General features: G+C 69.1%; 25 protein-coding genes, 1 pseudogene and 1 riboswitch. Of the genes and pseudogenes, 18 read left to right on the plus strand and 8 right to left on the minus strand.

The window, feature by feature from the left end:
• Nucleotides 1-1,110: 1,110 nt before the first annotated feature.
• Together GTW40_RS27545 and GTW40_RS27550 are read right to left on the minus strand one after the other, a co-directional pair.
• A complete protein-coding gene (locus GTW40_RS27545) occupies nt 1,111-1,320 on the minus strand; it encodes a hypothetical protein (RefSeq protein ID WP_161182838.1) in 210 nt (69 codons plus the stop codon).
• Between the two features lie 30 nt (nt 1,321-1,350).
• Nucleotides 1,351-1,890, minus strand: a complete 540-nt coding sequence (locus GTW40_RS27550; RefSeq protein WP_161182839.1) for a hypothetical protein — start codon at nt 1,888-1,890, stop codon at nt 1,351-1,353.
• Nucleotides 1,891-2,169: 279 nt separating this feature from the next.
• Here GTW40_RS27550 and GTW40_RS27555 point away from each other — a divergent pair, with 279 nt between their 5' ends.
• Nucleotides 2,170-3,201 (plus strand): NAD-dependent epimerase/dehydratase family protein, encoded by a 1,032-nt coding sequence (locus tag GTW40_RS27555; RefSeq protein WP_161182840.1) that lies wholly within the window; start codon nt 2,170-2,172, stop codon nt 3,199-3,201.
• 3 nt (nt 3,202-3,204) lie between these two features.
• Here GTW40_RS27555 and GTW40_RS27560 read toward each other — a convergent pair whose 3' ends face one another.
• Nucleotides 3,205-4,611, minus strand: coding sequence for a hypothetical protein (locus GTW40_RS27560; protein ID WP_161182841.1), 1,407 nt, complete (start codon nt 4,609-4,611; stop codon nt 3,205-3,207).
• A 230-nt stretch (nt 4,612-4,841) separates the two neighbouring features.
• Between GTW40_RS27560 and GTW40_RS27565 the strand changes: the two genes are divergently transcribed.
• The 14 genes from GTW40_RS27565 to GTW40_RS27630 all read left to right on the plus strand — a co-directional run bounded on the left by GTW40_RS27565 (nt 4,842) and on the right by GTW40_RS27630 (nt 17,548).
• Nucleotides 4,842-5,318 (plus strand): ATP-binding protein, encoded by a 477-nt coding sequence (locus tag GTW40_RS27565; protein WP_161182842.1) that lies wholly within the window; start codon nt 4,842-4,844, stop codon nt 5,316-5,318.
• Nucleotides 5,315-5,815 (plus strand): hypothetical protein, encoded by a 501-nt coding sequence (locus GTW40_RS27570; RefSeq protein WP_161182843.1) that lies wholly within the window; start codon nt 5,315-5,317, stop codon nt 5,813-5,815. Before GTW40_RS27565 ends, GTW40_RS27570 begins: the two co-directional genes overlap by 4 nt.
• A 361-nt stretch (nt 5,816-6,176) precedes the next feature.
• Complete coding sequence (locus tag GTW40_RS27575) at nt 6,177-7,424, plus strand: GntR family transcriptional regulator (RefSeq protein WP_161182844.1); 1,248 nt, start codon at nt 6,177-6,179, stop codon at nt 7,422-7,424.
• Nucleotides 7,425-7,472: 48 nt separating this feature from the next.
• Nucleotides 7,473-7,922, plus strand: a complete 450-nt coding sequence (locus GTW40_RS27580) for a DUF6082 family protein (RefSeq protein WP_161182845.1) — start codon at nt 7,473-7,475, stop codon at nt 7,920-7,922.
• A gap of 168 nt (nt 7,923-8,090) precedes the next feature.
• Nucleotides 8,091-9,155 (plus strand): radical SAM protein, encoded by a 1,065-nt coding sequence (locus tag GTW40_RS27585; protein ID WP_161182846.1) that lies wholly within the window; start codon nt 8,091-8,093, stop codon nt 9,153-9,155.
• Between the two features lie 56 nt (nt 9,156-9,211).
• Complete coding sequence (locus GTW40_RS27590; protein ID WP_343245801.1) at nt 9,212-10,318, plus strand: enolase C-terminal domain-like protein; 1,107 nt, start codon at nt 9,212-9,214, stop codon at nt 10,316-10,318.
• Nucleotides 10,315-11,025 (plus strand): HAD family hydrolase, encoded by a 711-nt coding sequence (locus tag GTW40_RS27595; RefSeq protein ID WP_202486489.1) that lies wholly within the window; start codon nt 10,315-10,317, stop codon nt 11,023-11,025. Before GTW40_RS27590 ends, GTW40_RS27595 begins: the two co-directional genes overlap by 4 nt.
• Nucleotides 11,026-11,087: 62 nt before the next feature.
• Nucleotides 11,088-12,182 carry a hypothetical protein gene (locus GTW40_RS27600; RefSeq protein WP_343245802.1) on the plus strand — a complete coding sequence of 365 codons (1,095 nt, stop codon included), beginning with the start codon at nt 11,088-11,090 and terminating at the stop codon, nt 12,180-12,182.
• A 1-nt stretch (nt 12,183) separates the two neighbouring features.
• Nucleotides 12,184-14,337: a phosphoketolase gene (locus GTW40_RS27605; RefSeq protein WP_161182849.1), complete on the plus strand. Its 2,154-nt coding sequence runs from the start codon at nt 12,184-12,186 to the stop codon at nt 14,335-14,337.
• Nucleotides 14,334-15,185: a phytanoyl-CoA dioxygenase family protein gene (locus GTW40_RS27610; protein WP_161182850.1), complete on the plus strand. Its 852-nt coding sequence runs from the start codon at nt 14,334-14,336 to the stop codon at nt 15,183-15,185. The genes GTW40_RS27605 and GTW40_RS27610 overlap by 4 nt, the downstream gene beginning before the upstream one ends.
• Before the next feature lie 44 nt (nt 15,186-15,229).
• Complete coding sequence (locus GTW40_RS27615) at nt 15,230-16,036, plus strand: class I SAM-dependent methyltransferase (RefSeq protein ID WP_161182851.1); 807 nt, start codon at nt 15,230-15,232, stop codon at nt 16,034-16,036.
• 485 nt (nt 16,037-16,521) lie between these two features.
• A complete protein-coding gene (locus GTW40_RS32820; RefSeq protein WP_202486490.1) occupies nt 16,522-16,734 on the plus strand; it encodes a hypothetical protein in 213 nt (70 codons plus the stop codon).
• Nucleotides 16,735-16,816: 82 nt separating this feature from the next.
• Nucleotides 16,817-17,233 carry a hypothetical protein gene (locus GTW40_RS27625; protein ID WP_161182852.1) on the plus strand — a complete coding sequence of 139 codons (417 nt, stop codon included), beginning with the start codon at nt 16,817-16,819 and terminating at the stop codon, nt 17,231-17,233.
• A 129-nt stretch (nt 17,234-17,362) separates the two neighbouring features.
• On the plus strand, nt 17,363-17,548 hold the full coding sequence (locus GTW40_RS27630; protein WP_161182853.1) for a helix-turn-helix domain-containing protein: 186 nt from the start codon (nt 17,363-17,365) through the stop codon (nt 17,546-17,548).
• Nucleotides 17,549-17,600: 52 nt separating this feature from the next.
• Here the strand turns inward: GTW40_RS27630 and GTW40_RS27635 are convergent, their stop codons facing one another.
• The 5 genes and pseudogenes from GTW40_RS27635 to GTW40_RS32825 form a co-directional block, all read right to left on the minus strand.
• Entirely contained in the window at nt 17,601-18,728 is a 1,128-nt protein-coding gene (locus tag GTW40_RS27635; protein ID WP_161182854.1) for a tyrosine-type recombinase/integrase, read from the minus strand.
• Nucleotides 18,729-18,852: 124 nt separating this feature from the next.
• Nucleotides 18,853-19,251: pseudogene (locus GTW40_RS27640) on the minus strand (ABC transporter permease subunit); the annotation flags it as partial.
• 149 nt (nt 19,252-19,400) lie between these two features.
• Nucleotides 19,401-19,547 carry a hypothetical protein gene (locus GTW40_RS27645; RefSeq protein ID WP_161182855.1) on the minus strand — a complete coding sequence of 49 codons (147 nt, stop codon included), beginning with the start codon at nt 19,545-19,547 and terminating at the stop codon, nt 19,401-19,403.
• Between the two features lie 35 nt (nt 19,548-19,582).
• A riboswitch (SAM riboswitch) is annotated at nt 19,583-19,692 on the minus strand.
• A 77-nt stretch (nt 19,693-19,769) separates the two neighbouring features.
• Nucleotides 19,770-20,687: a glutathione S-transferase C-terminal domain-containing protein gene (locus tag GTW40_RS27650; RefSeq protein ID WP_237525750.1), complete on the minus strand. Its 918-nt coding sequence runs from the start codon at nt 20,685-20,687 to the stop codon at nt 19,770-19,772.
• A 91-nt stretch (nt 20,688-20,778) separates the two neighbouring features.
• Nucleotides 20,779-20,919: a putative leader peptide gene (locus GTW40_RS32825; protein WP_202486491.1), complete on the minus strand. Its 141-nt coding sequence runs from the start codon at nt 20,917-20,919 to the stop codon at nt 20,779-20,781.
• Nucleotides 20,920-21,086: 167 nt separating this feature from the next.
• On the opposite strand from GTW40_RS32825, the gene GTW40_RS27655 reads away from it, so the two are divergent.
• From GTW40_RS27655 to GTW40_RS27665, 3 genes are read left to right on the plus strand one after another with little or no spacing between them, the layout of a single operon-like run.
• Nucleotides 21,087-21,704 carry a LysE family translocator gene (locus GTW40_RS27655; protein WP_202486492.1) on the plus strand — a complete coding sequence of 206 codons (618 nt, stop codon included), beginning with the start codon at nt 21,087-21,089 and terminating at the stop codon, nt 21,702-21,704.
• Nucleotides 21,701-22,312: a nucleotidyltransferase family protein gene (locus GTW40_RS27660; RefSeq protein ID WP_161182857.1), complete on the plus strand. Its 612-nt coding sequence runs from the start codon at nt 21,701-21,703 to the stop codon at nt 22,310-22,312. Before GTW40_RS27655 ends, GTW40_RS27660 begins: the two co-directional genes overlap by 4 nt.
• A gap of 9 nt (nt 22,313-22,321) precedes the next feature.
• The gene (locus GTW40_RS27665) at nt 22,322-23,176 is read left to right on the plus strand and encodes an alpha/beta hydrolase (protein ID WP_161182858.1); all 855 of its coding nucleotides are present in this window, start codon (nt 22,322-22,324) and stop codon (nt 23,174-23,176) included.
• Nucleotides 23,177-23,340: the final 164 nt, after the last annotated feature.

The following is a 23,340-nucleotide window of genomic DNA, read 5'->3' on the forward strand; positions in this document are numbered from 1 at the left end:
AGGATCCAGCCCGGTGATCTGCCGACTGCGGATGATCGCTACACGCGTCCGGTTCCCCACCACACAGGCCATGATCGACGATCAAGGTCTCGACGCGCTACCGCCAACCATGCACGAGCTCGTTAGGCAAGATGCTCGCCCGTGAAAAGGCGCAGGGTGAACGGGCCGCGATCAAGCGCCTGTTGAGCCAGCTCAGGTTCGACAACCCCGAAGGCGCTGACGGAATTCGTTGCCGCCCAGCGCGAGGCCGAGCAGGCCGCACTGTCAGAGGTGGAGGGGCGAGAACAGGCGGCGGCCTACGGGAGTTGCAGGCTGCCCGCCGGGAGGAGCAGGCAGCCGAGCGGGAACGAGCGGCGCTTCGCCGAGCCGCGCTGGTCGCGCTCGGCGCCGAAAACGATGACTTGGTGGACGCCGAGCGCCTGCTGGCCGTGGGCGACGCCGGTGCCTGGTACTGGAGTTCAGCGACTCCTCCGCCCGCTAATCCGGGCCACAGCTATGGGCGACCACGCCCCCTGAACTTCGTGGGCGACATCGCCTCCGTGGGCGGTGTGCGGATTCCGGCCGCAGCGTCCACGGGGACACGCGCCTGTCCATCCAGCCCGTCTCGACGTACGAGTACACCATCGCCAACCGCGAGTGGTTGGCTTTCCCCCCCAGCACCGACTCCGTCGACACCATCACCCTCGTCCTCTCCCTGTTCACCGAGGGCACGCACTACGTCTGCGGCGACCGCTGCGACTCGTATGGCCGGGTGCTGGCCGACGTCCCGGTCGGCCGAGTCGCGGAGTCCGGCCCGTACGGGCCGTACGACCCCGACGCGCACTGCGGACGCCAGATCCTGCGGCTTCGTGATCGCCAAGGCCCCGTTCGCGCCGGGCCAGACACAGGTACCGACCGCGCTCCTGCGGCACGACGTGGTGAAGGCGTCGAAGGTGCCCGGGGCATCGACGTGTCCCAGCTAACGGCAGATCGAGGAGGTTCGGCAGGCCCCCGCCCCGGATGACACGTGTAACAACGAAGATGAACAGGGCGGGGAGTTGATTCAGTGCGTGTGGCTGAGTCCGGCGCGCCGTTACCGATGGCAATGCGGGGCATGAGCCCAAGCAAGTGTCAGTCAGGGGAGTTTTCAACCTCGTGTGGGCCGTCCTCGGGTGGGGCCGGTACGAGTTCGTCGGGGGCGTAGACCTCGGGCCCCGCCTGGGGAAAGTTGACGATCACCTCTCCATACGCGGTGATCATGACCACTTTCCCGATGGGATCTTCGGGGTGGTCGCTGTCGCCGACGGGCGTGACACGGTCTCCGACGGACCACTGAGACATCTGCCCACCTCTCGGTTCGCGCCGGGCGACTCAGTCCTTGGCACACCCGGCCGCGCCCACGTGCCCCGACACCCAATACGCGGTGATGACGCCCTTGATGCCGTTGTTCTTGCCGCCGTAGACGAAGTCATTGCCGTCCTCGACTACGCACATCGTCCGCTTCTTGCCACCCGAGGTGTATTTATACGTGCTTACCATTCCACCACGATACGGAAATGACTTACTGCCCTTGCTGAAATTGTTGTGTGCTTTTTCCCAGAGCTTCACCGCGGCAGCGTCCACAGGATGATTCGTCTTGTTGTTGGTGCTGCCGCCCTTGGAGATGTGCTTGTAGCCGAACCTCGAGTTCCCCTCTCGCAGCAGGGAGCCCCCAAAGCCCGCGCCTTTGAACCAGAGGATGACCCGTGCCGCCCCAGGGCCGTCTTCCGCCCGGCAATCGAAGCCGTCGCAATCCCAGCCGGGAGGCTTCGGCACCACGCGATACGAACTGTCCCGCGGCGGCACAGCAGAACCAACCGCGACGGACGAGACCGTGCACAACAGGACAACGCCGGTGATCGCAGAGCGCATGGAGCACTCTCCTCGGGCAATGGGACGTACGCGACGGCAGACGCGACTTCCGCACGGTAGTTCCCGGCCTCGTGGAAGGTGGCCGAACGGTACTGTGGCCACACTCGAAGGGCGTATCAGCGGGCGGTCCGTAGCCGTCGCTGTCGGTAAAGGCACCATGCTGGCGCGCCTTCGGCTGGTCGAGTAGGGCGCGATAGGCCGAGCTGAAACGAGCGACCGCGCGATCGTCACTTGCGAGGTGGTGGCACTGCGGGTGGGCAGGAGGGCAGGATCAGCGTCATGAAGATTCTGGTGCTTGGCGGAACCTGGTTTCTCGGACGGGCAGTTGCCCAAGCCGCACTCGATCGCGGGTGGTCTGTAGACGCCTTCAACAGGGGAAGGTCCGGCACCGCGCCGGACGGATCGCACGAGATTCACGGAGATCGCACCGTGCGCGAGGACCTGGTGCGATTGGGGCAACAGGGACCTTGGGACGCCGTGATCGATACCTCGGCCTCCGAGCTTGCCCCGCGCGACGTGCTGGAGGGGGCACGGGCGTTGGAACCCGTGGCGCGGAAGTATGTCTATATCTCGACCGTGAACGCCTACCGCGGCTGGCCGAACGAGCCGCTTACGGAATCCTCGGAGTTGCTCGACGCACCGGCTGATGCCGACGTGAACTATGGGCGACTACCCGCGAACTGGGACGGGCCCGACTGGTACTACGGTCGGCAGAAGGCTGGCGCCGAGCACGCGGCGAAGGAGGCGTTCGGAGCGCCCCGTGTCTCGATCCTGCGGCCTGGCGTAATCCTGGGGCCCGGAGAATACGTGGGCCGCCTTCCTTGGTGGCTGCAGCGGGCTTCGAAGGGTGGAGCGATCCTTGCTCCTGGCGCCCCGAGTAAGACGATCCAACCGGTGGACGTGCGGGACGTGGCGGCCTTCGCGCTGGACCAGGCTGCTTCGTCAAGCGGTAGTGAGTTCAATGTGACCGCACCGTTGGACCACGACACCATGGGCGGCTTTCTCGGCGCCTGCGTCGATGCGACGGGGGGTGCCGGCGAACTTGTGTGGGCGCCTGATGATCTTCTCGTCGCGCACGGCGTGCAGCAATGGACCGAGCTGCCGCTCTGGCGCACCCACGCGGGCGTGTGGAACGTCGATTCCTCTGGCGCGCAGGCGGCAGGTCTCCGATGCCGACCTCTTGCGGAGACCGTTCGCGATACGTGGGAATGGATGCAGTCTGGCGGGGTGCCCGTCGAGCATCCGCGTTGGGCCGAGCACGGGATCTCTCCGGAGAAGGAGGCAGCGATCCTTGCCGACTTGGGCCTCTGAAGGTCAGCCTTCGATGGCCAGGGGGGCCGCTGCTCCGAGCCTGTTCGCTGATGCTTCCCTGGTGAAGTCCTCGATGCGTTCACCGAGTTGGACGGCCTCAGGGGCACCCCGGAAATCAGCTTGACTCAAGTTGCCTCGGATTGCGGCCATGCGTTCAAGAGTCCCAGCTCCACGCCATTCGGTCGGCACGGAAAAGGCGGGCTCAAGGGCAGCTTGAACCCCATCAAGCTCGCCCCGCAGGAGCCGCGCTCGGGCAAGGTCCACGTGCGCCTGGGTCGAGATGAGCAGCGGACGCTGGTCTTCGGGCTTGGCGCCGAGGAGCCGGAGGGCACTCTCCGCGGCCTTCTCGGCGCCGTCTGCATCACCGAGCAAGAGGTAGGTGGTGGCATTGCTCATGGCTACGCGGTCACTCGGAAAGCCGAACTCCCCACCGATGTCGTCGTGCAGCTCATCCCGCGTACCGGTGCTCTGGTCGAGCGCGCTCCGCACCGCCCTCTCGGCGGCGACCTGGTTGCCCAGATGCCCGTAGGCGCGCCCCTCGATCACGAGCAGACGCGTCATGGCGGTGTCACCGAGCCCACCGAACTGCTGTGCTGTCCGGACGAGGCGGACTGCCTCCGCCGGGCGACCGCCCCAGAAGGCCAGGAACGCGAGCGCACCATGGGCGTACGCCTGGAGCGGCCCGTGCTCGATCACCTGACCGTACAGCGCCGCGGTACGGGACAGGGAGACAGCCGCTGGAAGAGACCCCAGGTCAAACGAGATGGCGGACAGAATGGCAGCCGACTGACCGGCTGCCAGGTACGCCCGTGCCCGCTGACGGGGCACCTGCGTTCGTTCGAGCATCGACTGCGCGATGTCCAACAGCTCTTTCGACCTGCGGTAGACCTCTACGGGCGACGTTCGGTTGTATCCGCGCGCAAGGGCGACGACGTCGTCGTCAAGCTGGTCGAGGGTCATGTCCGGCACGCTGAGGGAGGCGGCGTCCCCAGCATGCGCGGCGGCGTCCCGAGCAGTCATTGCTAGATCACTCTCATTGATCGTAGGTGCGTACTTCCCCGCGACATCCGGCGGCAGTTCGTTCGGCGGGCTGAGCAGATCGCGGACGGTATATCCGAACATGTACTCAAGGACGGCCGGTGCCGGGTGGTTGGGTAACCCCTTCACGCGCCCTGCCGTCCACCGGCGGAATGTCTGTTCCTCCACCGTCGCCGTGGAAGGAGGTTCGCCGGCCGCGGCAGCTAGCTCCCGTGCCGCCTTCTCGTACTCCCGTTTGAACCTGTCGTACGTCCAGCCGCGTTCCCAGACCAGCAGTTGGAGCAGCGTCCGCGCCCGCGCTCTCATCTCCACGACTTCCTTCCAGCTGGAGGTAACGAAGGAGGCCCGTTCGGCCTGGATAAGCCCTGCCATCCAACTATCGCCCAACTTCGGCCAGGGGTTGAGATCTTGGGGGCAAGTGGGGTCCAGATGACATGTCGGTGATACCTGCGCCACCCGGCGCGGTTCAGGTGATACCCCACGTGACATGGCGGGACCGGCTCCTCAGGGGAAACCTTGATCTCCCCTCACCGTCTCCGGGCCGCGAGTCCCGGAGACGGTGAGGTCCGGTTTGCCGTCCCCACGAAGCCGAGGCCACCACCATGAGCCAGAGCACCGCCGCCCTGGAACCGGAGCGCACAGAGCCCGTGTGCCACCGTCCTGCCGCTCAACGCGCAGAGGCGGACGTGCCGCTGGAAGAGCACGTTTTTCAAGCGGTGTTCCGGCCTCACCTGTCCATGGTCGCGGACATGCGGCTGTCGACGGCGGCCGTCTTGCGGCGGGCTGGGTTGCCGCGATGGCTCATCAGCAACGTGGTCCTGGCGGTGTCGGAACTCGTGACCAACGCGATTGAGCACGGTCAGGGTGTCGTCAAGCTGGCGATCCACGTCGCCGAGGACCTTGTCCTGGTCTCGGTGATCGACAAGAACCCGGCCCCGGCGGTGCTGAGGCAGGCGGAGCCGGACGACACCTCTGGTCGCGGCCTCCTTCTTGTTCAGGCTCTGGCCGACGCATGGGGCAGCGGGGGGCAGGAGACGTGGTGCGAGTTCCGCCGCTCCCCGAAAGGCAGGGCCGCATGAACTCGGCACCGGTCCAGTCGTCCGACGAGGAGTTCGCGCGTGGGGCAGGTCAGTTACTCGCGTCGTTACGTGCTTCGTTCCTTCACGACGAGGACCTGGAGAATGATCTCGACGCGATCCTCGGCGCTACCGCCGGCCCGATGGGTGTGGCTGGCGCCGGATGTCAGCGCGCACGTCGCAAGAGCCTGTTTCGCCGCCACGTCCGCGCAGCTGGCGAAATGCCGACGCCGCCTGACAACGCAGCCGTGCACGAGTTGGGGTGCGCCGTAACCCGCCTGGATCGAACGCTGGGTCAACTCGTTGGCATCGCGAAGAGCCGTCTGGGAACGCCGCCGAGTCTGGACGTCGGTCTGGTCATCCTGCGCGCGAACGACGTGCGCAGCGCCCAGCTGTGCCCCGTAGGGGAGTTCAAGGACGATCTCGCGCATCTGCGTCGATTGGCGATGGCGGCCTCCGATCTCCTCGACCTGCTGAGCGATGAGGAGGACGGCTGGTGAGCCTGCTGCCATGTCGGTTCTGGTGCCACACCGACACTTCCGTGGAGACGCTACCCGACGACCAGACCGTGGAGACGCCGGAGGACGCAGTCCACTGGGTCCGCGAGTCCGTCCGGGGCGTCTTCCTCTCCTTTGACCGTCGCGTGTTCCACCGGACGTGGGGGTGGCTCGGAGACCACCGGGCCGTGGACGCCGGAATCGTCCACCTTCAGGGGGGACGACCCTACGAGTTCGCCGTGAAGGTTCGAATGGGCCGTTGGCGGTGGAGCGCGCACCCGGTTCGGGTACTCCCGCTCGCCACCCTGTGCGGGCGTCCGGTCAACTCCAGTTCCAGCAGGCCCTCCGTCGTGTCGGAGGCGTCATGACATTCGAGATCGACACGACCTACAAGGACCTCCGCCGCGGTCTCTCTCAACTCGCCCGACTAGGAGTCGAGTCCAGTGATCCTGCTGACACGACGGATGAGAGGCAGCAGGCCCAGGACCTGGTGGACTTGTGGCTGCCGCTCGCCGAGACCCGTCTACGCGAGGCCGCCGAATCGCCGTCGGATCAGGCGCGCTGGCGCAAGGCCATCCAGGGCGTGGCACCCCCCGAGGAACCGAACGCCGAGGGGGCGGAGGCCGAGGGGGCGGAGGCCGAGGGGGCGGAGGCCGAGTCGGACTTCGTGGCCTTCCTCAGCGGCGCGCGTGTCCTTCTGCGCTGCCTGCTGGATGCTGAGCGGCCCGGCCCGCAGGTCGTCGCCATCGCTGACCGCGTACGGAAGTTGATCAAGGATGGCGAGTACCCCGCTGGGTCATGGCTGAATGTCAGTCGCATCGCCACCGAGGCCGGGTGCATGGCGGTATCAGTCGAGCGTGCGCGCGTTGCTCTCCGCGACCTTGAGGCTGAGGGGCTCATCACCTTCAACCCCTCGTCCAGTCGGCCGCGTGTCGTGGGAGAAGCCAAGGAACCCGACCAGCCGACCCGGATCGCGGGTTGGCTTCGTGTGCTCATAGCCGAGGGCGTATATCCCCCATATTCCAACCTTCCTACGGGCGTGCAGCTGGCGCGCGCTCTGGCCACGCAGCCGAGAGACGTCACAGCAGCGATGCGCATCCTCGCCACCGAGAAGATCCTGAACTACCGCCCCAACATGCGCAGGCTGAGAAAGCCCTGGCCGCCCACCGATGTTGCGCCGCCCCCGGAGATCGCAGATCTGGCGCAGAAGTTACGCGGCCTCGTGGCCGGGGACCTGGATCTCAGTCCCTCGAACGTCCGGATCGTCTGCCAGCGCGCGAGGAACTGGTGGCGGTGCCGAATCACGCCTCCTGTCGACCAGCTGGAGGTCACCTTCCGCACGCTGGTCGGCGCGGCCTCGCACCTCTTCACGCTCTTGGAGACGCGGCCCGCGTACCAGGACATGGACACGCTGCTGCGGCGCACGGCCGTCACCGCCCTCGTGGAGCTGCCGGATGACTTCCAGGAGCGCGTGTGGCGGACGGCATGCCTGGCCGTCGCGGTGCTCGAACTCCAGGAAGTCGCAACCGCGTTGGCGAGGCGCAGGGAGTACATCCGCCAGGTGGTGGGTCCGGACCGAGGTGCTACCGGAGGCTGCATCTTTCCCATCTGAGATACCCATCAACGAACCTGAACGAAAGGTAATTTCATAGTGAATAGCATGATGCCCATCCTGCTGGCCGGTCTGGCCATCGCCGGTGTCGGCGTTCTCCGCCTCGTGCAGGCGGAGAGGCACCAGCGGCAGCGGAACATCCTGGCGACGACCCAGATGGATCAGGAGTGGCGGCGCCACCTGGAGAGCGACCCCGAGTTGCTGAAGCTCTGGGCCCCCGAAGGCGATGACGCCATGGGCCTCGGCCAGTACGCCCGAGTCCTGAGCGCCAACCAGCTCGTCTGCGCGCTCGCCGCCCGCTACAAGGTGGGCCTCCTGGACGCGGCCACGCTGCGTGTTCAGGCCCACTGGCTGATGTCCCGTTCAATCGGCCGCGACTACTGGGACGAGTGCAGGGCGCTCCGCGACGCCGAGGCCCTCGACCGGTTCGACCGTCGCTTCAACCGGATCTTGAACGACGAGTTCGTCCCTCGTTCGAAGGCCGACACCATCGCCTGAAACAGCCTGATTGCGGTGCTGAGCACCACCTCTGATCTCCGCGCTGAGCTCACCGCCACGCGCGGGCATTCCCCCCTGCCGCCGGGCGACCATCCCTCCCTCGGCCTCGGCGGCAGGGGCACCACCTCGACGCCGTAGCAGATTCATCACCTCCCTAGGAGATATTCAATGCTCAAGTCCGTCCGCCACCTGGAAGAGGTGGCCCGCGAGTGGACGATCAACCCCGAGGACGTCCTGCTGATCGCGCTGAACAGCTGTGGAGCGCGCTCGCCGTTGGACAAGCCGCGCATGAGGTTCCAACTGGCACTCGACTCCCGGCCGGCCGACCCGTCGTACCTGATCCTCTCTCTGGGGCGCGAGGACTCGCCCTTCGAGGTCGACGAGCACGAGCTGCGACTGCACGGTGAGCGGGTCGGCTCGATCAGCGGCATCGAGGACGATGACGCCGTGCTGGGCTACTGGCGCAACGGCACGAAGATGCTCACGCTGAACTCGAACCAGCGCTCCCAGTGCACCGGCTGCACGTTCTGCCCGAACACGCTGGAGGGGGCCTCGGACCCGGCGATCCGCGAACTCGACCTGCCCGGCTACTTCGCTACGCTCGCGGCGAACTCGGGGATGGCGGATCTGTCAGGGGTGGAGACCGTGACGGTGTGCACGGGCTGCTTCCTCTACGAGCATCTGGCGCTGGAGCACCTGGAGGGCGTGCGCGCCGCCATGCGGAGCACTGACTGCGAGGGCACGCTGCACTTCCTGTCGTCGGTCCTCACCACCGCCGAGGGCTTGGACCGGGCCGCCGATGTCGGACCGTTCCATCTGACGCTGACGGTGGAGTGCTTCACCAACAGGGCCAACATCCTGAAGCAGTCCAAGGCCGCGCTGAGCGTCGACCAGATGGTCGAGACGCTGGGGGCGGCGAAGGAGCGGGGCATCACCACGGACTTCACCTACATCGTCGGCCTGGACCCGATCGAGGAGGCGCTGGAGAACCTGAAGCGGCTGGTACCCGTGACCACGACGTTCCCGCGGTTCCAGACGTATCAGGCGCACAACCCGTACATGGACGTCTACCGCACGCCCGGCTCGGACACGATCGACTGGAACCTCTCGATGCGCCGCACGGTCGAGGAGCTGTTCTTGGACACCGGCCTGCGCCCGCAGTGGTGGCAGAACTACCGCTCCCCGTGGGCCTACACCTTCGGCCAGGAGCCGCTGACCGGGGCACGGATCTGATGGCCGGGTCAATCAACTGCACCGGCTCGGTCGTGCGGGCGGTGCGCGTGTGGCCGGTGGCGGGACAGACCGCCGGGCTGCCTGACTCGCTGCCTGATCCGATCGCCGCGGTCGCGGTGCCCCCGGCGGGGCCGTCGTGGCCGGAGCACCGGACCAGGTTCGCGGTCGAGGTGGTCGGCGACGGGGCGTCGGGCTGGCACGCTCCCGTGGGTGAGGCCGTGGCGCGGCTCGTCGTGGACACCCTCGCCGACGGGGTGGTGGGGCACGACGCGGCGGCACCACGCAAGCTCGCCTACCGGCCGCGAGCGAGCCGGCACCAACAGGGAGCGCACGCGCGCCAGGCCGTGTCGGCCGTCGAGCTGGCGTGCTGGGACCTTGCCTCCCGGGTATCGGGACGTACGGTGCCGGAGCTGCTGGGTGGCACGGTGCGGGCGCACGTGCCGGTGTACGCGTCCGCGCTCGGTTTGGACACTGCCCACCCCGAGGCGGTGAAAGCGGCGGCGTGGATCTCCGAGCAGGGGTTCTGGGGTCAGAAGTGGCCGCTCACCAAGGAGTTGCTGCGTCAGGGTCCCGGGGCCGTCGCGCGGGTACTCGGGACCTTACGGGAGGCAGCGGGCGAGTGCCGGTTCATGGTCGACGGGCTCAGACGCTGTCGGCTGGACCAAGCACTCGCTTTGCTGCCGATCCTCGCGGACCTTCGCGTCGCCTTCGCAGAGGAGCTGCTGGAGCCGGGCGGCTTCGCCTGGGCGCGGGTGCGGGCGGCTGGAGCCGGGGTGCCTATGGCGGCCGGCGAACATGCGGTTGATGAGCACGAGCAGACTCGGCTCCTGGCCGGCGGTGCGGTGGACGTGTGGCAGACCGACCCGGGATGGTCGGGCGGCCTGGCCCGTTCCCTGCACACCGTCGAGGTCGCCGCCGACCTGGGGATCCCGACGTTCCCACACGGCGACCGGCTGTGGGCGGCGCTCGCGCTGGCCGGCGCGTGCTGCCGGGACAAGGTCCCTGCGGTGGAGTGGCACCTGACGCTGGAGCCGCTGCGGCAGCGGGTGTTCACTGATCCGGCCGCTGTCGAGGCGGGGATGCTGCCGTCCGGGCCCGGGATCGGGCTCGCCCCGACCCCGGTCACCACGTCGCCTCTTCCGGCGTGGACGGTCGGGTCATGACCGGCCCGATGGCATGGTCCGGGGTGCGGGCGGTCTGCTTCGACCTGGGCGGCACGCTGGTGCGGCCCGAGCCGGTGGCGACGACCGGCCAGGTCGCGGAGGTGTTGGGCATCTCCCTGGAGGAGGCCCGCGCCCTGATGGGCAAGGGCGCCAAGCGGCGCCTGGTCAGCCCGCGGGACCTGGCGCACGAACTCGCGGACCACTTCGGTCGCAGCGCGTTGGCCGGCCCGCTCGCCGAGGTGTTGGAGCGGGCGCGGTGCCGGGCCGAGGACCCGCAGCTCTACCCGGAGGTGCCGGACACGCTGGTCGCTTTGCGGGAGCGAGGCTTCGCCTTGTTCGCCATGACCAACGCGCTCGGCTCATCGGTGCCCGAGCAGGAGCCGGAAGTCTTCCGCACGCTGCTGGACGGGGTCTTCTACTCGGCGCGCACCGGCGCGATCAAGCCCGAGCGTGAGGCGTTCGCCGCTGTCGAGCGCGCCAGCGGGCTCCGGCCGGAAGAGCTGCTGCACGTCGGTGACTCGGTGGACGCCGACGTGCGGGGAGCCTCGTCGGCCGGGTGGCTGACGGCCTGGCTGGACCGGCACCGCGCACCCGAAGGGCTGGTGCCCGCCGCGAGTACGCCGCGCCTGCACTCCCTCGATTCCCTCTCCCTGCTGCTGCCCACCCATTCGGGCAGCAGCACGATCGCACCGGAGGTGGCCGGCTGATGGAGCCGTCCCGTACACCCCGTTCGGCAACACCTTCCGTCCACACCCCACTCACGCCGTCCGTGCCGCTGTTCGATGCGAGCCAGCTTCCGCTGCGCACCTGGTGCGAGGGCAGCCGCGAGGACGCCGTCACCGGTCTGGTCGCGTTCCCCGACTTCCACAGCCACATCCCGCGCTGCCTGGCCGCGGCCCTCGACAGCGGGCGCCTGGTCGCCCTGGCGATCGGGGACGTCGACGGGCTGAAGGACCACGTGGAGCGGACGAACTCCACCAACCCCGCCTCCTACGGGCACCTGGCTGGCAACGAGGTCATGGCGACCGTGGGGGCCACGACCCGCGCATGGTTCCACGAGCAGCCCTTCAACTCCGGGTGCGCGGCGACGTTCGGCGGAGACGAAGTCATCCTCGCGGCGGTTGTGGAAGACGCCGACCAGTTCCATCAGGCCCTAGGCACGCTGCGTGACCGGCTCGGTGCCGCGCTCCCGGTGACCGTCTCCTTTGCCCTCGCGTTCGTCGTCGGCAGCGACCTGCCGTCCGAGCGGGATCGCGGCTGGAATCACCACTTCACCAACGTGCTGCTGGCGACGGTCGACCGGACGTTGTTCACGCACAAGGCGGCACGCCGCGCAGGCGGCAACGACGGCGGCATCATCGCCGTTACCCGGCCGCCACAGCATCGAGAACCTGCGGAGACGGGAACCGGCCCCTCACCGCTCCTCCCGATGCCGGTCGGCACCGAGATCATGCGTGTCATGGCCCGCCCGGCCCGAGTCGGCGGCAGAGACTTCCTGCTGCTGCCCTGCCGCGGGCCGATCGGCCAGCGCGGTACCCGGCTCCGCATCACCTTCCCCACCGGCACGTCCAAGACCGTCGTCGCCTACGCGCTGCGCGGCCAGGCCGCGGTGCCGTACACCGCCGTCGCCACCGGCGTGACAAGAGTGCCGCTGACGGTGCAGGCGGTACGGGACCGCACGCCCCGCAGCGTGCCCCTGGACCTGGCGACCGCGCTGGAGCGGGCAGGGCTGGACTGGACGGCGGTCCCCGCCCACGAACAGGCACAGATTCTCCAACTGATCAAGGAGGCCGGAACGTTGGAGATCCGGGCCGGACGGATCACCGCTGCCGTGGATACGGTCGCCGCGCGGAAGGGCCGCTGAAGTGACCGACACCGTACTGCCTCCCGGCCTCGCCGTCGCAGGGCCCGAGGGCTTCCCCGGCTGGAGCCACGCCGTCCGGCACGCGACGGACCGCGTGCCGGATGACGCCGTCAACTCCGCCTGGCGAGCACTCAATTACCTGTGTACCGCACAGCTCTACCTGCGCGACAACGTCCTGCCGGTCCGCGCCCTCCGAGCGGACGACGTGAAGGAGTCCCCAAGTGGACACTGGGGTGTGTGTCCTCCGGTCAACTGGATGCTTGCCCATCTCGGACCGATCACCGCCTGGCGGCCGCCCGGCAGCGAGGTGCTGACCGTCCACGGTGCCGGGCACGCCAGCCCTTCCGTACTCGCCCACGCCTACCTCACCAAGACCGTCGCCCTGACCGGCAACGACCCATGCTGGTCGGCAGCGGAGCTGCAAGCGCTGGCCGCAGGCTTCCCGCACACCCGGACCTACGGCGGGGAGATCACCCCGCTCATCCCCGGCGTGCGCTACACCGGTGGCCAGCTCGGGCCGGCACTCGCTGTCGCGCAAGGCATGGTCCTCGATGCCCCACACCGGCTCGTGGTGCCGCTCCTCGGCGACGGAGAGCTGGAGACCGGCGCAGCGTCAGCCGCGTGGATGGCCCGGCGCGCGCTGATCGGATCGGGCCTCCACGGCGCGGTGCTGCCCGTCGTGCTCGCCAACGGCCTGCGGATGGGCTCCCCCTCGGTGCTGGCCGGTCTCAACGAGGACGAGGTGCGTGCGTACTTCACGGGCCTGGGGTACGAGCCGTTCCTTCACGACGGTTCCGATGTGCGCGGCTTCCGGCGGGTCCTCGCCGAGGCGCTCGCACGGTTGCGCCCACTCGGGCTCGCCGGTCCTCAGCCGGTACTCGTCCTGACCATGCCTAAGGGGGCAACCGGGCCCGAGCAGATCGCCGGGCACTGGATCGCCGGAACTCCTGCGGTTCACAAAACCCCGCTGAAGGACCCCCGGCACGACCGGGAGGAGTTCGAGGCCCTCAAGGCGTGGCTTGCGTCGTACAAGCCGTCGGAACTGTTCACCGAGGACGGCCAGCCCTGCGGGCTCGTCCGTCAGGCCCTGCCCCACCCGGTACCCCGATCCCGCCCGGCCCCGCCGGTCGCACCGCTCACGGTCCGGGGCTTCGCTGAATGGCCGCTGATCAGCGCCGTGATCCGCGAGCGCGCGGCGGCGGGAGGCTTTCGGTTGTTCAGCCCCGACGAGGCCGCCTCGAACCGGCTGCACCTGGCCACCGACGGCCGTGGAACACCGCAATGGGCGAACGAGATCCTCAACGAGGAGATCTGTCACGCCTGGCTCCAGGGCTACACCGAGACCGGCCGGGACGCACTGCTGGCCACCTACGAGGCGTTCGCCGCAGTCAACACCAGCCTGCTCGTCCAGCACCTCAAGCACTGCAGCGCACGGGCCGCCACCAGCGCTGTCGGGCTGCCGAGCGTCAACTACCTGATCACCTCACTGGGCTGGCGCAACACCTACACGCACCAGAATCCGGGGCTCGTCTCCGCGATGCTGGAGACGGAAAACCCGGCCGTCCACGTCTACACACCCGCCGACGCCACCCGGGCGGCCGCGATCCTCGCCGTCATGCTCACCGAGCGCGACCGGGTGAACTTCCTGGTCGCCGACAAGCACCACACGCTCACGTTCCCGCCGGACACCCTGCGCGACGAGCTGACCGACGGGGCCGCGATCTGGCCCCACCTGAGCACCTTCGGCGCTGAAGACCCGGACATCGTCCTCGCCTCCGCCGGGGACGTCGCAGCGCGCGAACTCTCTGCGGCCGCCGAGCGAATCGCCGCTGAACGCCCTGGTCCACGCATCCGCTACGTGAGCATCAACGACCTCACCGTCCTCGGCGCACCGGACACCTGGTCTGCCGCCCTGACCGACCGCGCCTTCTCGCAGCTCTTCCCCGAGAACGTCCCCCTGCTGCTGGCCACCGTCACACAGGCCCCAGCTGTACGGGCGCTGCTCGCCGCCCGCGGTGAAACCGCCCGGTTCCGCGTGGTCGGCTACCGCGACCCCGGCCGCCCTCTGCCCCCGACCGACCTGCTGGAGCACTGCGGCATGTCCGCCGCACAGCTCGCCGCCCAGGCGACCTCGATGCTCAAGGAGCCACGATGACCACCACCCCGGCCGTTCCCGATCCCGCGCAGCTGGCCGCGTTCGACCGCGACGGCTTCCTCATCCTGCGGGACGCTCTCACCCCCGATGACCGCCACCACGCCGCCGACGCCGCCGCGCATCTCCTGAACGGTGACCGGACGGTGGGCCGCGACCGCTCAGTCGACGGCAAGGACGGCTTCCGCGGGGTCGTCGCCCTGGACGACGCCTTCCTCCCGCTCGTCACCAACCCGGGCGTCCTGCCCACGGTCGTGGCGCTGCTCAGCCCCAACATCCACCTGATGTCGAGCAACCTGATCGCCATGCCGTCCCTGCCGGACGAGGAGCGCACCATCCGCGTGCCCGCCCGGCACGGCTGGCACCGCGACATGTCCTCCACCCTGGCCGACCTCGGCATCGAAGGCACCCCCCGCCTCGCGATCAAGGTCGCGTACTTCCTCACCGACCCCGGCCCGGATGCCGGCTTCACCATGTTCGTACCCGGCAGCCACACCCGCACCGGGCCTGTCACCGTGCCCCCGGGCGACATCGACCCGCCCGGCGCCCTCACCCCGGGCATCGGGCAGTACGACGTGGTCCTCTTCGAGAACCGCACCTGGCACGCTGGCGGCCTCAATCGCTCCGGCCGCACCCGGCTGGCCGTGATGATGCAGTACGGCTACCGGTGGCTCAACGCCGTAGACGACCCCTCCCCCACCTTGCTGGACCGCGCGAACCTCGGGGCCGTCGAACGGCAACTCCTCGGCGCGCGGGACCGCAACCCCGACGGCTCCGTCGCCCGCGAAGGCTCCGGCGGACGCCCCCTGACCGACTGGTGGCAGCACCTGAACACCACCCCGGCCCGCTGACCGATCTCCGACGCCCGACCGCACCACCACGAGAGACTGGAACCGTGACCTCCTCCCCCTACACGCCCGAAGAACTGTTCGCGTCCACCGCGCCGTACTACGCCCGCTACCGCCCCGGCTACGCGCCGGAGTTCTACGAACTCCTCACCGAGCGCTTCCACCTGGACGGCACCCAGCGCGCCCTCGACCTCGGCTCCGGCCCCGGCATCCTCGCCCTGGAACTCGCGCCCCTCCTCGGCCAGGTCGTCGCGGTCGACCCCGAGAAGGGAATGCTCGAAGAGGGCCGCCGCCTGGCCGCCGAGCGCGGCATCACCAACATCGACTGGCGCGAGGGCGACTCCACCACCCTCCCGGCCATGTCCATCGGACCCGTACTACTGACCGTCATGGGCGCCGCGTACCACTGGATGGACCGCGAACAGGTCCCACGCGACCTGGACCGCATCATCGAGCCCGCCGGCGCGATCGTCCTCGCCTCCGGCGGCGCCCCCGGCGACGTCGCCCCCGCACCGTGGCGAGAGGTGGTCGACCGGGTACGTACGCGCTACCTCGGCCCCGAACGCCGGGCCGGCAAGGGCACCTACTCCCACCCCAAGGAACGCCACCAGGACGTCCTCGCCCGCAGCCCGTTCTCCCAGATCGAGATCGACCGCTGGGACTACACCCTCACCCGCACCGTCGACGAGGTCATCGGCTGGGTCTTCAGCCTCTCGTACTCCAGCCCCGCCCAACTCGGCAACAAGAAGGATGCCTTCGAGGAAGACCTGCGCAAGGCACTGCTCGACTTCGCCCCCTCCGGACGGTTCGACGAGACCATCCGCACGGAGGCCGTGATCGCGACCAGGCCCTGATCGAAAGCGGCCCGCCGGTCACACCACTCTCGACCGGTCAGACACGAAGGCGCGCAGCCCTCCTGATTCCGGCCGGAACTCCTTCTCGCCGGAAACGGGCCGGATGCGCCAAGGCACCTGAACCGATAGGTTTTTCGAGGGAGTTACTGTTGTCCGGACTTCGAGCCCGGCATCACGTGCCGACGCCGGCGGTACGAGTGGTGAGCCCGCGGGAGGCCGACCGCCGATGGTCGGGGGCGTCACGTGGCGACCAGGGCGGCGGCCAAAAGCAGTTCGGCGATGTCACCGCCGTAGTACATGGTCTCGGCACCTGCCCGCACCTGGGGGATGACGGCAGGATGTCGGCCCACAAGCCGCAGTACATCATCTGGGCGACGACCGCGTGGGCGGCGATGGCGACGCCCGGGCAGGCCAGCCGTACGCGCACGCCTGGCCGTGAGGGGTCGGGCTCTGCGATGGCGTAGGCGAGAATCGCGAAGCTGCCCGTGGACAGCGCCGACGCGACCGCGAGGTGCGCGATCATGCGCGCGGGCGGACTGTGGTGCACGGTGGCCATCGCCCATCTCCGCCCCTGGTCCCGGACTCCGCTGGAGATGGCCCAGCCGCAGCCTCCCTCCTCCACGGCTCGCTCGCGCGTGCGGGTCCGCCACCCGCCCCAGCGGCGGTCGGTGAGCACGGGTCAGGACAGCGCGAAGTAGCGCAGCCACACGTAGGCCAAAGAGACGGTCAGAGTAACGGCGGTGACGACCAGGCCGTACTTGGTGAACCCTGGCCCTGCTGGTGGTGATCGTCGGTGGCCTCACGCTGACGCTGACCGCGCTCGCCGTACGGCTGCACATCGGCATCCCGGGCGCCGACTCCACGCAGATCGCCGACATCGCACACGCCGCGACCGGACCGGGCCGGCTGTACGGCGCCTTCCAGCTCACCAGCTCGCTCCTGCTGCTCGCCGCCGCCAGCTCCTCCTTCCAGGCCGGCCCGGGTCTGCTCAAGGCACTGTCCGGCACCCCCGACAAGCCCGGTGTGCCGCCTCTGGTGCTCGCCCGGACCGACCGCCACCACACCCCCTACTGGTCCGTGCTGGTCTACCTGGTCGCGGCCACGCTCCTCATCGCCGTGGACCTCTACGCCCGCCGGAACCGGGCCGGCCGTCCCACTGGCATCGAGAACGTCGAGGCGCAGGCGGAAGGGGCTTGAACAGGGCTCAGGTCAGGGTCGGCTGGGGCACGATACACGGAGCGGCATTATCACCTGATCCCTGCCGCTCCAAAACCTGACCGTTGCGGACACTCGATCCTCCGTCTTATCTCATCCCGAGGACCGCGTATGCCCGCACAGTTCATGAACGCCAAGCAGACGGCTGAATATCTGAACATGTCCATGACCTGGGTCTATCGGGATGCGCCGAAACTCGGGCTTACTCCTTACAAGTTCGGACGCGGACGCAGCGCCAAACTGCAGTTCAAGATCACCGACGTGCGGGCCTGGGCTCAGCAGCAGAAGCTCGGCTGAACCTTGTCCACGGGGGCCCTGGCCGCTCTTGCGGTCAGGGCCCCTCTACCTGTCAGGCCGCGAGCGCCATGTCCAGCACCTGGGCTGCCTTACCGATCGACCCCGGCATCAGGTGCCGGTAGATCTTAAACGTCACATCGAGGCTCTTGTGGCCCATCCACTCGGCGACGTCGGTGATCGGGATGCCGTTGCTCAGGCAGTTCGATGCGAAGAAGTGACGGTTGCCGTAGAGGACCATCCCTTCCGGGATGTCCACCTCCTCTGACGCCTTGACCTTCTTCCACTGGTTGTCCATCGCCCAGTACGGGTACGGCTTGCGGGGATCGGTTGGCTGCCGCAAGAGGTAGCCGTCATACGTACCGTACTTCCCGGCATACCACTCGATCGTCTCCCTGATGCGAGCAGGCAGAGGTACGTCTCGGTACTCCCCGACCTTCCGGTGCTTAAGCGGTCCGTAGCGCCTGGTGGATACGACGACCTGCTCACTGACCCGGTACACGTCGTCAGCCACGATGTTGTTGATGTTCACTGCGGATGCCTCGCCGTTACGCAGACCGCAGCCACTCATCAGGTCGACGATCAGCATGAAGGCGTCATCGCCTGCCGCGCGTATCCCGCGGAGCTGTTCGAGGGACGGGATGACGGCTCGCGCCGGATCGTACTGCGGCGGTTTCACACCGAGCAGGGGGTTGTCGGGGAAGATCCCCAGCCGGTGGGCGTCCAGAAGGATCGCACGGAGCTTGTCGAACGCGTTGGCCTGAGTCGGAAGCCCCGTTTGCATGCGCTCCATGGTGCGGATGAAGTGGTCCACCACCTTGTGGTCGAACGAGTTCATCCGCCGGCTGCCGAGCGCTGGATAGAGGTGATGCTCCAGGAGCGACTCAAGGTGCCTCACCGAGGCGACGGCCAGATGTCGTTGACCGGCCTTCCACTCCTCGACGTACTCCTCGAAGCGCATCGCGCCGTACTTCTGGATGCGCTCCGCCTTCGTCTGGGACTGCCGACTGGCCTTCTTCTCGTTGTAGATATCGGTCAAGCGCGTGATCGCCTTGTCCTGCGTGGCGAACCCGGCCTCCTCGGTCTGCCTGCCCGCTGCGTTGCGATACCGGATCTTGTAGTCGTGCGGGCACTTCGACCAACGAGATTGAGGGTGCTCGCAGTCCTTGAAGAAGGTGCCCATACCGCGAGCAAGTGTGCGTGCTGCCATGTAGCGCTGACTCCTGGGCGTCCGATGCTGACTTTTTGCTGACGCCCGAGGGTGCGCGATACCTCTGACCTGGGGTGAACCGCTATCTACGTGGTATGTAGAGAAAGATCAGGACGACGATCAGCGGCACCGAGCGGAACAGCCAGACGTACGTCCAGCTCACCACGCGCAGCACCGGGCTCCCGGAGAGCCGTCCGAGGGCGAGCACGACGCCGCCCAACAGCCCGAGTACGGCGGCCAGTCCGGTCACTTCGAGGGTGACCAGGAGTCCGTCGAGGACGGCGGGCCGCAGGAACCAGTAGCGGAAACGGTCCCATTGGTAGAAGGGATTGGTGGCCAGGCCGTGCCCGATCTGGGCGACCAGTACGAGGACGACGACGGTGGCGATCCAGCGTCCGGGCCTGAACAGAGGCTGAACTCGCTGAACCTGAAGCTTTTTTGATGTGATGCCAGATTGGGGCGCGGCGGTGACGACAGTGCCTGGTGGTTCGCTCATGGGAGGGCGGCTCCGGCGGATTCGGGTGTCCCGGGGATGCGCGGGGCCGTACGGCGGTCACGACGACGGCGTACGGCACACGGCGAGGCGGACGGCACACCGGTGAGCGGGGTGCGTCACGCGGAAACGCGGAAAGGAAAGGCGGGCTGTCAGCCCTGGCAGCGGCCCGGCGCCGTACACAGCGCGCTGCTGACCCGGAGCAGATCGACGGCGCGGTCGGCGACGAGGAGCCCGGCGCACGCCGGGACGCGACGGCCGTGGGAGCGGCCGTGGGCCGTCCTGGGGGTCGCGTTCATGGCGTCACCTGTTCACTGTCCAGGCCCTGCGGGGCCCCTCGCGCTTACCGAAGTCGTCGTCGGTCCGGTCGTCACCTGGGGCACCCCACCGCGATGCGAGGGTTGCCGGTCAGCGAGCCAGGGCTTGGCGCTGACGCTCATGACCGTTCTGTGCGGCAAGTAAGGCATTCGGCCGCTCGAATGTCAACGGTCGTCCGGCAGTTGGATGCTGCCGGACCGCTCTCACCTGCGTGGAGTGCGCGGGAGGTCGGCGGAGTGGGCGGCCCAGTCCAGGATCTGGACAGCGGCACCGGCCGCTTCGAGACCCTGGCAGTGGCCGTGGTGCCTGCGGGCGATGCCGTCGAGGTCGAGATGGGTGCCGAAGGCGGGGTGGGCGGCGAGTCGGCGGGCGTACGACCAGAGGGCCGGGTGGTCCGCGATGCGGTGGACGGCGGAGGCGTCGAGGTGGCAGCGGTGGACGGTGTCGAGCTGGACCAGACAGACCCAGAGGTGGATGTCGGCGGCCGTGATCCGCCCGTCGACCAAGTACTCCTCGCCGGTCAGCCAGCGTTCGAGGCGGCCCAGGGCGTCCAGCAGGCCGTCGAGCGCGGCGGCGCGGGCTGCGGGGGCGGTGTCGGCGGCCCCCGCGTACTGCGCGCTCTGCTCGATCTCCTCGGCGCAGAGGCGTTCGACGGCCCCGATGGTGGACTCCCAGCCCGCGGGGTGGAGGGGATCACCGTGGTGCGGGAGGCGGTCGAGGTCGCGCAGGATGTCGGGGGCGTGGGCGCTGACGATGCGGCCGGACCAGTCGTCGCTGAGCACGGGGTCGTGGGCGGGGCCGGTGTAGCGGTGGGCGCTGGCGTCGTACAGCGGGCGCAGCGCCGCGTGTCCGCCTCCGGGACAGTCGGGGACGGCGGACAGCAGGGTGACCGGACAGGTGTCGCCGAGGCCGAGGAGGCTGTGACCGATGGCGAGCCGGAGGCCGTCGGCGCAGGCGGTGGAGAGGTGGAGCCGGTAGCGGTGCGGGGCGGCGTAGTGGCCGCTGCGCGCGTCCCGGCCGATGCGGCCCCGGAAGGGCGCGACGGCGGTGCGGTGCGCGGACGGGGCAGCGGCGAGCGGGGTGGAGGACAGCGGAGCGGAGGACAGCGGAGTGATGGACATACGTCTCCCCTGGGTGGACGGGCACGCGGAGATGCGCGCGACGGCGGAAACGGCGTCGGTGGGGGCGTCGTCGCCCCGGTGGGAAAAAGCGTCAGACCAGGCTGATCGCGCTGGACACGCGCAGGAGGTCGATGTGCCGACGGGAGGTGAGCAGGGGGGACTTGACGATCCGGAGGGGCACGCACGACGCCCTGCGGCCCATCGGGCCGGAGACCGTCACCAGGCGCACCATGTTTCCCTACCTGTTCACTAGGCTTCCCTGGGGGGAGTGTCGGGGCGGTCCGGCGCGGCGTCAAGAGGGCGTTCACGCCCGATGACCTCTTTCCGCTCTGTTCAGCGGGCCGCCGGTGGTGTTGGGTGACCCCGGGACTCTCGGGAAAGGCGACCACTGTGTGGATCATGGGTTTTCTGGCGGCCGCCCTGCTGGTCGCGCTGACTCCTGGGGCCAACAATCTCCTGGCCCTGCGCCATGGCATGGCGCGCGGTTTCCTCGCCTCGATGACCGGCGTCTGCGGCCGTCTCGTCGCCTTCGCCGTCCTGGTCCTCGCGGTCGTGGCCGGTCTCGGCCCCCTGCTGTCGGCCTCGGAGTGGGCGCTGACGGCCATCAAGTGGGCGGGCGTCGCCTACCTCCTCTACCTGGGCGTCACCATCCTCTGGACGAGCTTCCGCCAGGGCGGCGGCGGCCCCCTCGATCCGCCCACCGACGACCGGCCGCCGCTGAACTCCCTGGCCCGCAAGGAGTTCTGGGTCGCCATCACCAACCCGAAGGCCATCCTGGTCTTCACCGCCTTCGTCCCCCAGTTCGTCACCCCCGCCCACGGCTCCGTCACCGCCCAACTGGCCACCCTCGGCGCCGCCTACCTCGCCGCCGAGGCGACCGCCGCGGCCGTCTTCGCGGCGGCGGGCACGGCGATGGGAGCGATCCGCCTGAGCCGCCGCGCCCACCGCCGCCTGGACCGGGCGACGGGCGGGGTGCTGCTGGGCATGGCGGGAGTACTCGCGGCGGAGTCCGCTTGAACGGGGCACCGACGTCGCCGATCCGCCTTCCGCTCGACGAGCAACTCGACTGCCTGCGCGCGGTGTTGTCGCGCAACGAGATCCTGACGGAAGTACTCGACCGCGCCGCGAAGCTGGATCTGCCCGGCTGGTACGTGACGGCCGGCTGTCTGTTCCAGACCGTGTGGAACGTCGCCACGGACCGGCCGCCGACCGAGGGCATCAAGGACTACGACCTCTTCTACTTCGACGCCGGTGACCTGTCCTGGGCGGCCGAGGACGCGGTGATCCGGGCCGGTCGCGAGGTCTTCGCGGGACTGTCGGCGGAGGTGGAGATCCGCAACGAGGCGCGCGTCCACCTCTGGTACGAGGAGAAGTTCGGCGTGCCCTGTCCGCCGCACGACTCCACCGAGGCGGCCATCGACAGCTTCGCCGCGACGACGTGCTGTCTCGGGGTGCGGGTGGAGCCCGACGGGCGGTGGCGCGTGTACGCCCCGCACGGGCTGTCGGACGTGTTCGGCCTGGTCGTGCGGCCGAACCCGGTGCTGGCCCCGCGGTCGGTCTACGAGACGAAGACCGCGCGGTGGCGGGAGCAGTGGCCCGGGCTGACGGTCCTGGACTGGCCGTAGCATCGGCCCATGAGCCAAGTCCTCACCATCGCCCGTCCGCCCGGCGTCCGGGGAGTCCGGCTGGAGACCGGGCGGGGCGTCTTCGCCGCGCTCGCCGCCGTGCCCACGGGCTCCGCGCGACGCGGTACCGCGCTGCTCGTACCGGGGTTCAACGGCAGCAAGGAGGACTTCCTGCCGCTGCTCCCGGGGCTGAGCGAGGCGGGGTACGCGGTGTACGCCGTGGACCAGCGCGGGCAGTACGAGACGGGTCCGGCGTCCGTCGCCCCGGCCTACGACAGCGACTCCGCCGCAGCGGACGCGGTGTCGCTCGCCGAGGCGCTCGACGCGGGTCCCGTGCATCTGGTGGGGCACTCCTACGGCGGCCTGGTGTCGCGCCTCGCCGTACTCAACCACGTTGCCCCCGAGACCACTTGGGCCTCCCTCACACTGATGAACTTCGGCCCGGCGGAGGTCGGGACACCCACGCGGGAGCGGCTGGAGCTACTCCTCGACGCCCTCGGCAGCATGGCCGTACCCGCCCTGTGGCCGTATCTCCGCCCCGCCGAGGACGGCATCCCCGCGGACGTGCTGGCGTTCCTCTCCGAGCGCTGGGCACGCAACGAGCCCGAGGCGCTGCGGCTCGCCGCCCGGCAGTTGCTGACCGAGCCGGACCGCACAACCGACCTCAAGGGCAAGGGAGTTCCGCTCTCGGTCGTCTTCGGCACCCCGGACGACACCTGGTCGGAACAGGAGGCGGAGGCCATGGCGCAGGCTCTCGGCGCGCCGTTCACGAAGATCCCCGAGGGGGGCCACTCCCCCAACGTCCAGCGTCCGGCGGCGGTGATCGAGGCGCTGACGGCGTTCTGGTCGTCGCTCGCGAGGTAGGCGTCCGCGAGGAACCCCCTCACGAACTCGTCGGCGGCCCCGGACGCCCCTGGTTGTACCGGCGCGCCGCCCGGTCGTTCAGGGCGCTCCCGGCCGCCCGCGCCGCACGTACCCACACGGGACCGTGCCGGGGACGCAGCACGCGCCCCGGCCACATCGTCCCG

It is taken from the genome of Streptomyces sp. SID4985 (assembly GCF_009863025.1).
In the GTDB taxonomy this organism is placed as follows: Bacteria; Actinomycetota; Actinomycetes; order Streptomycetales; family Streptomycetaceae; genus Streptomyces.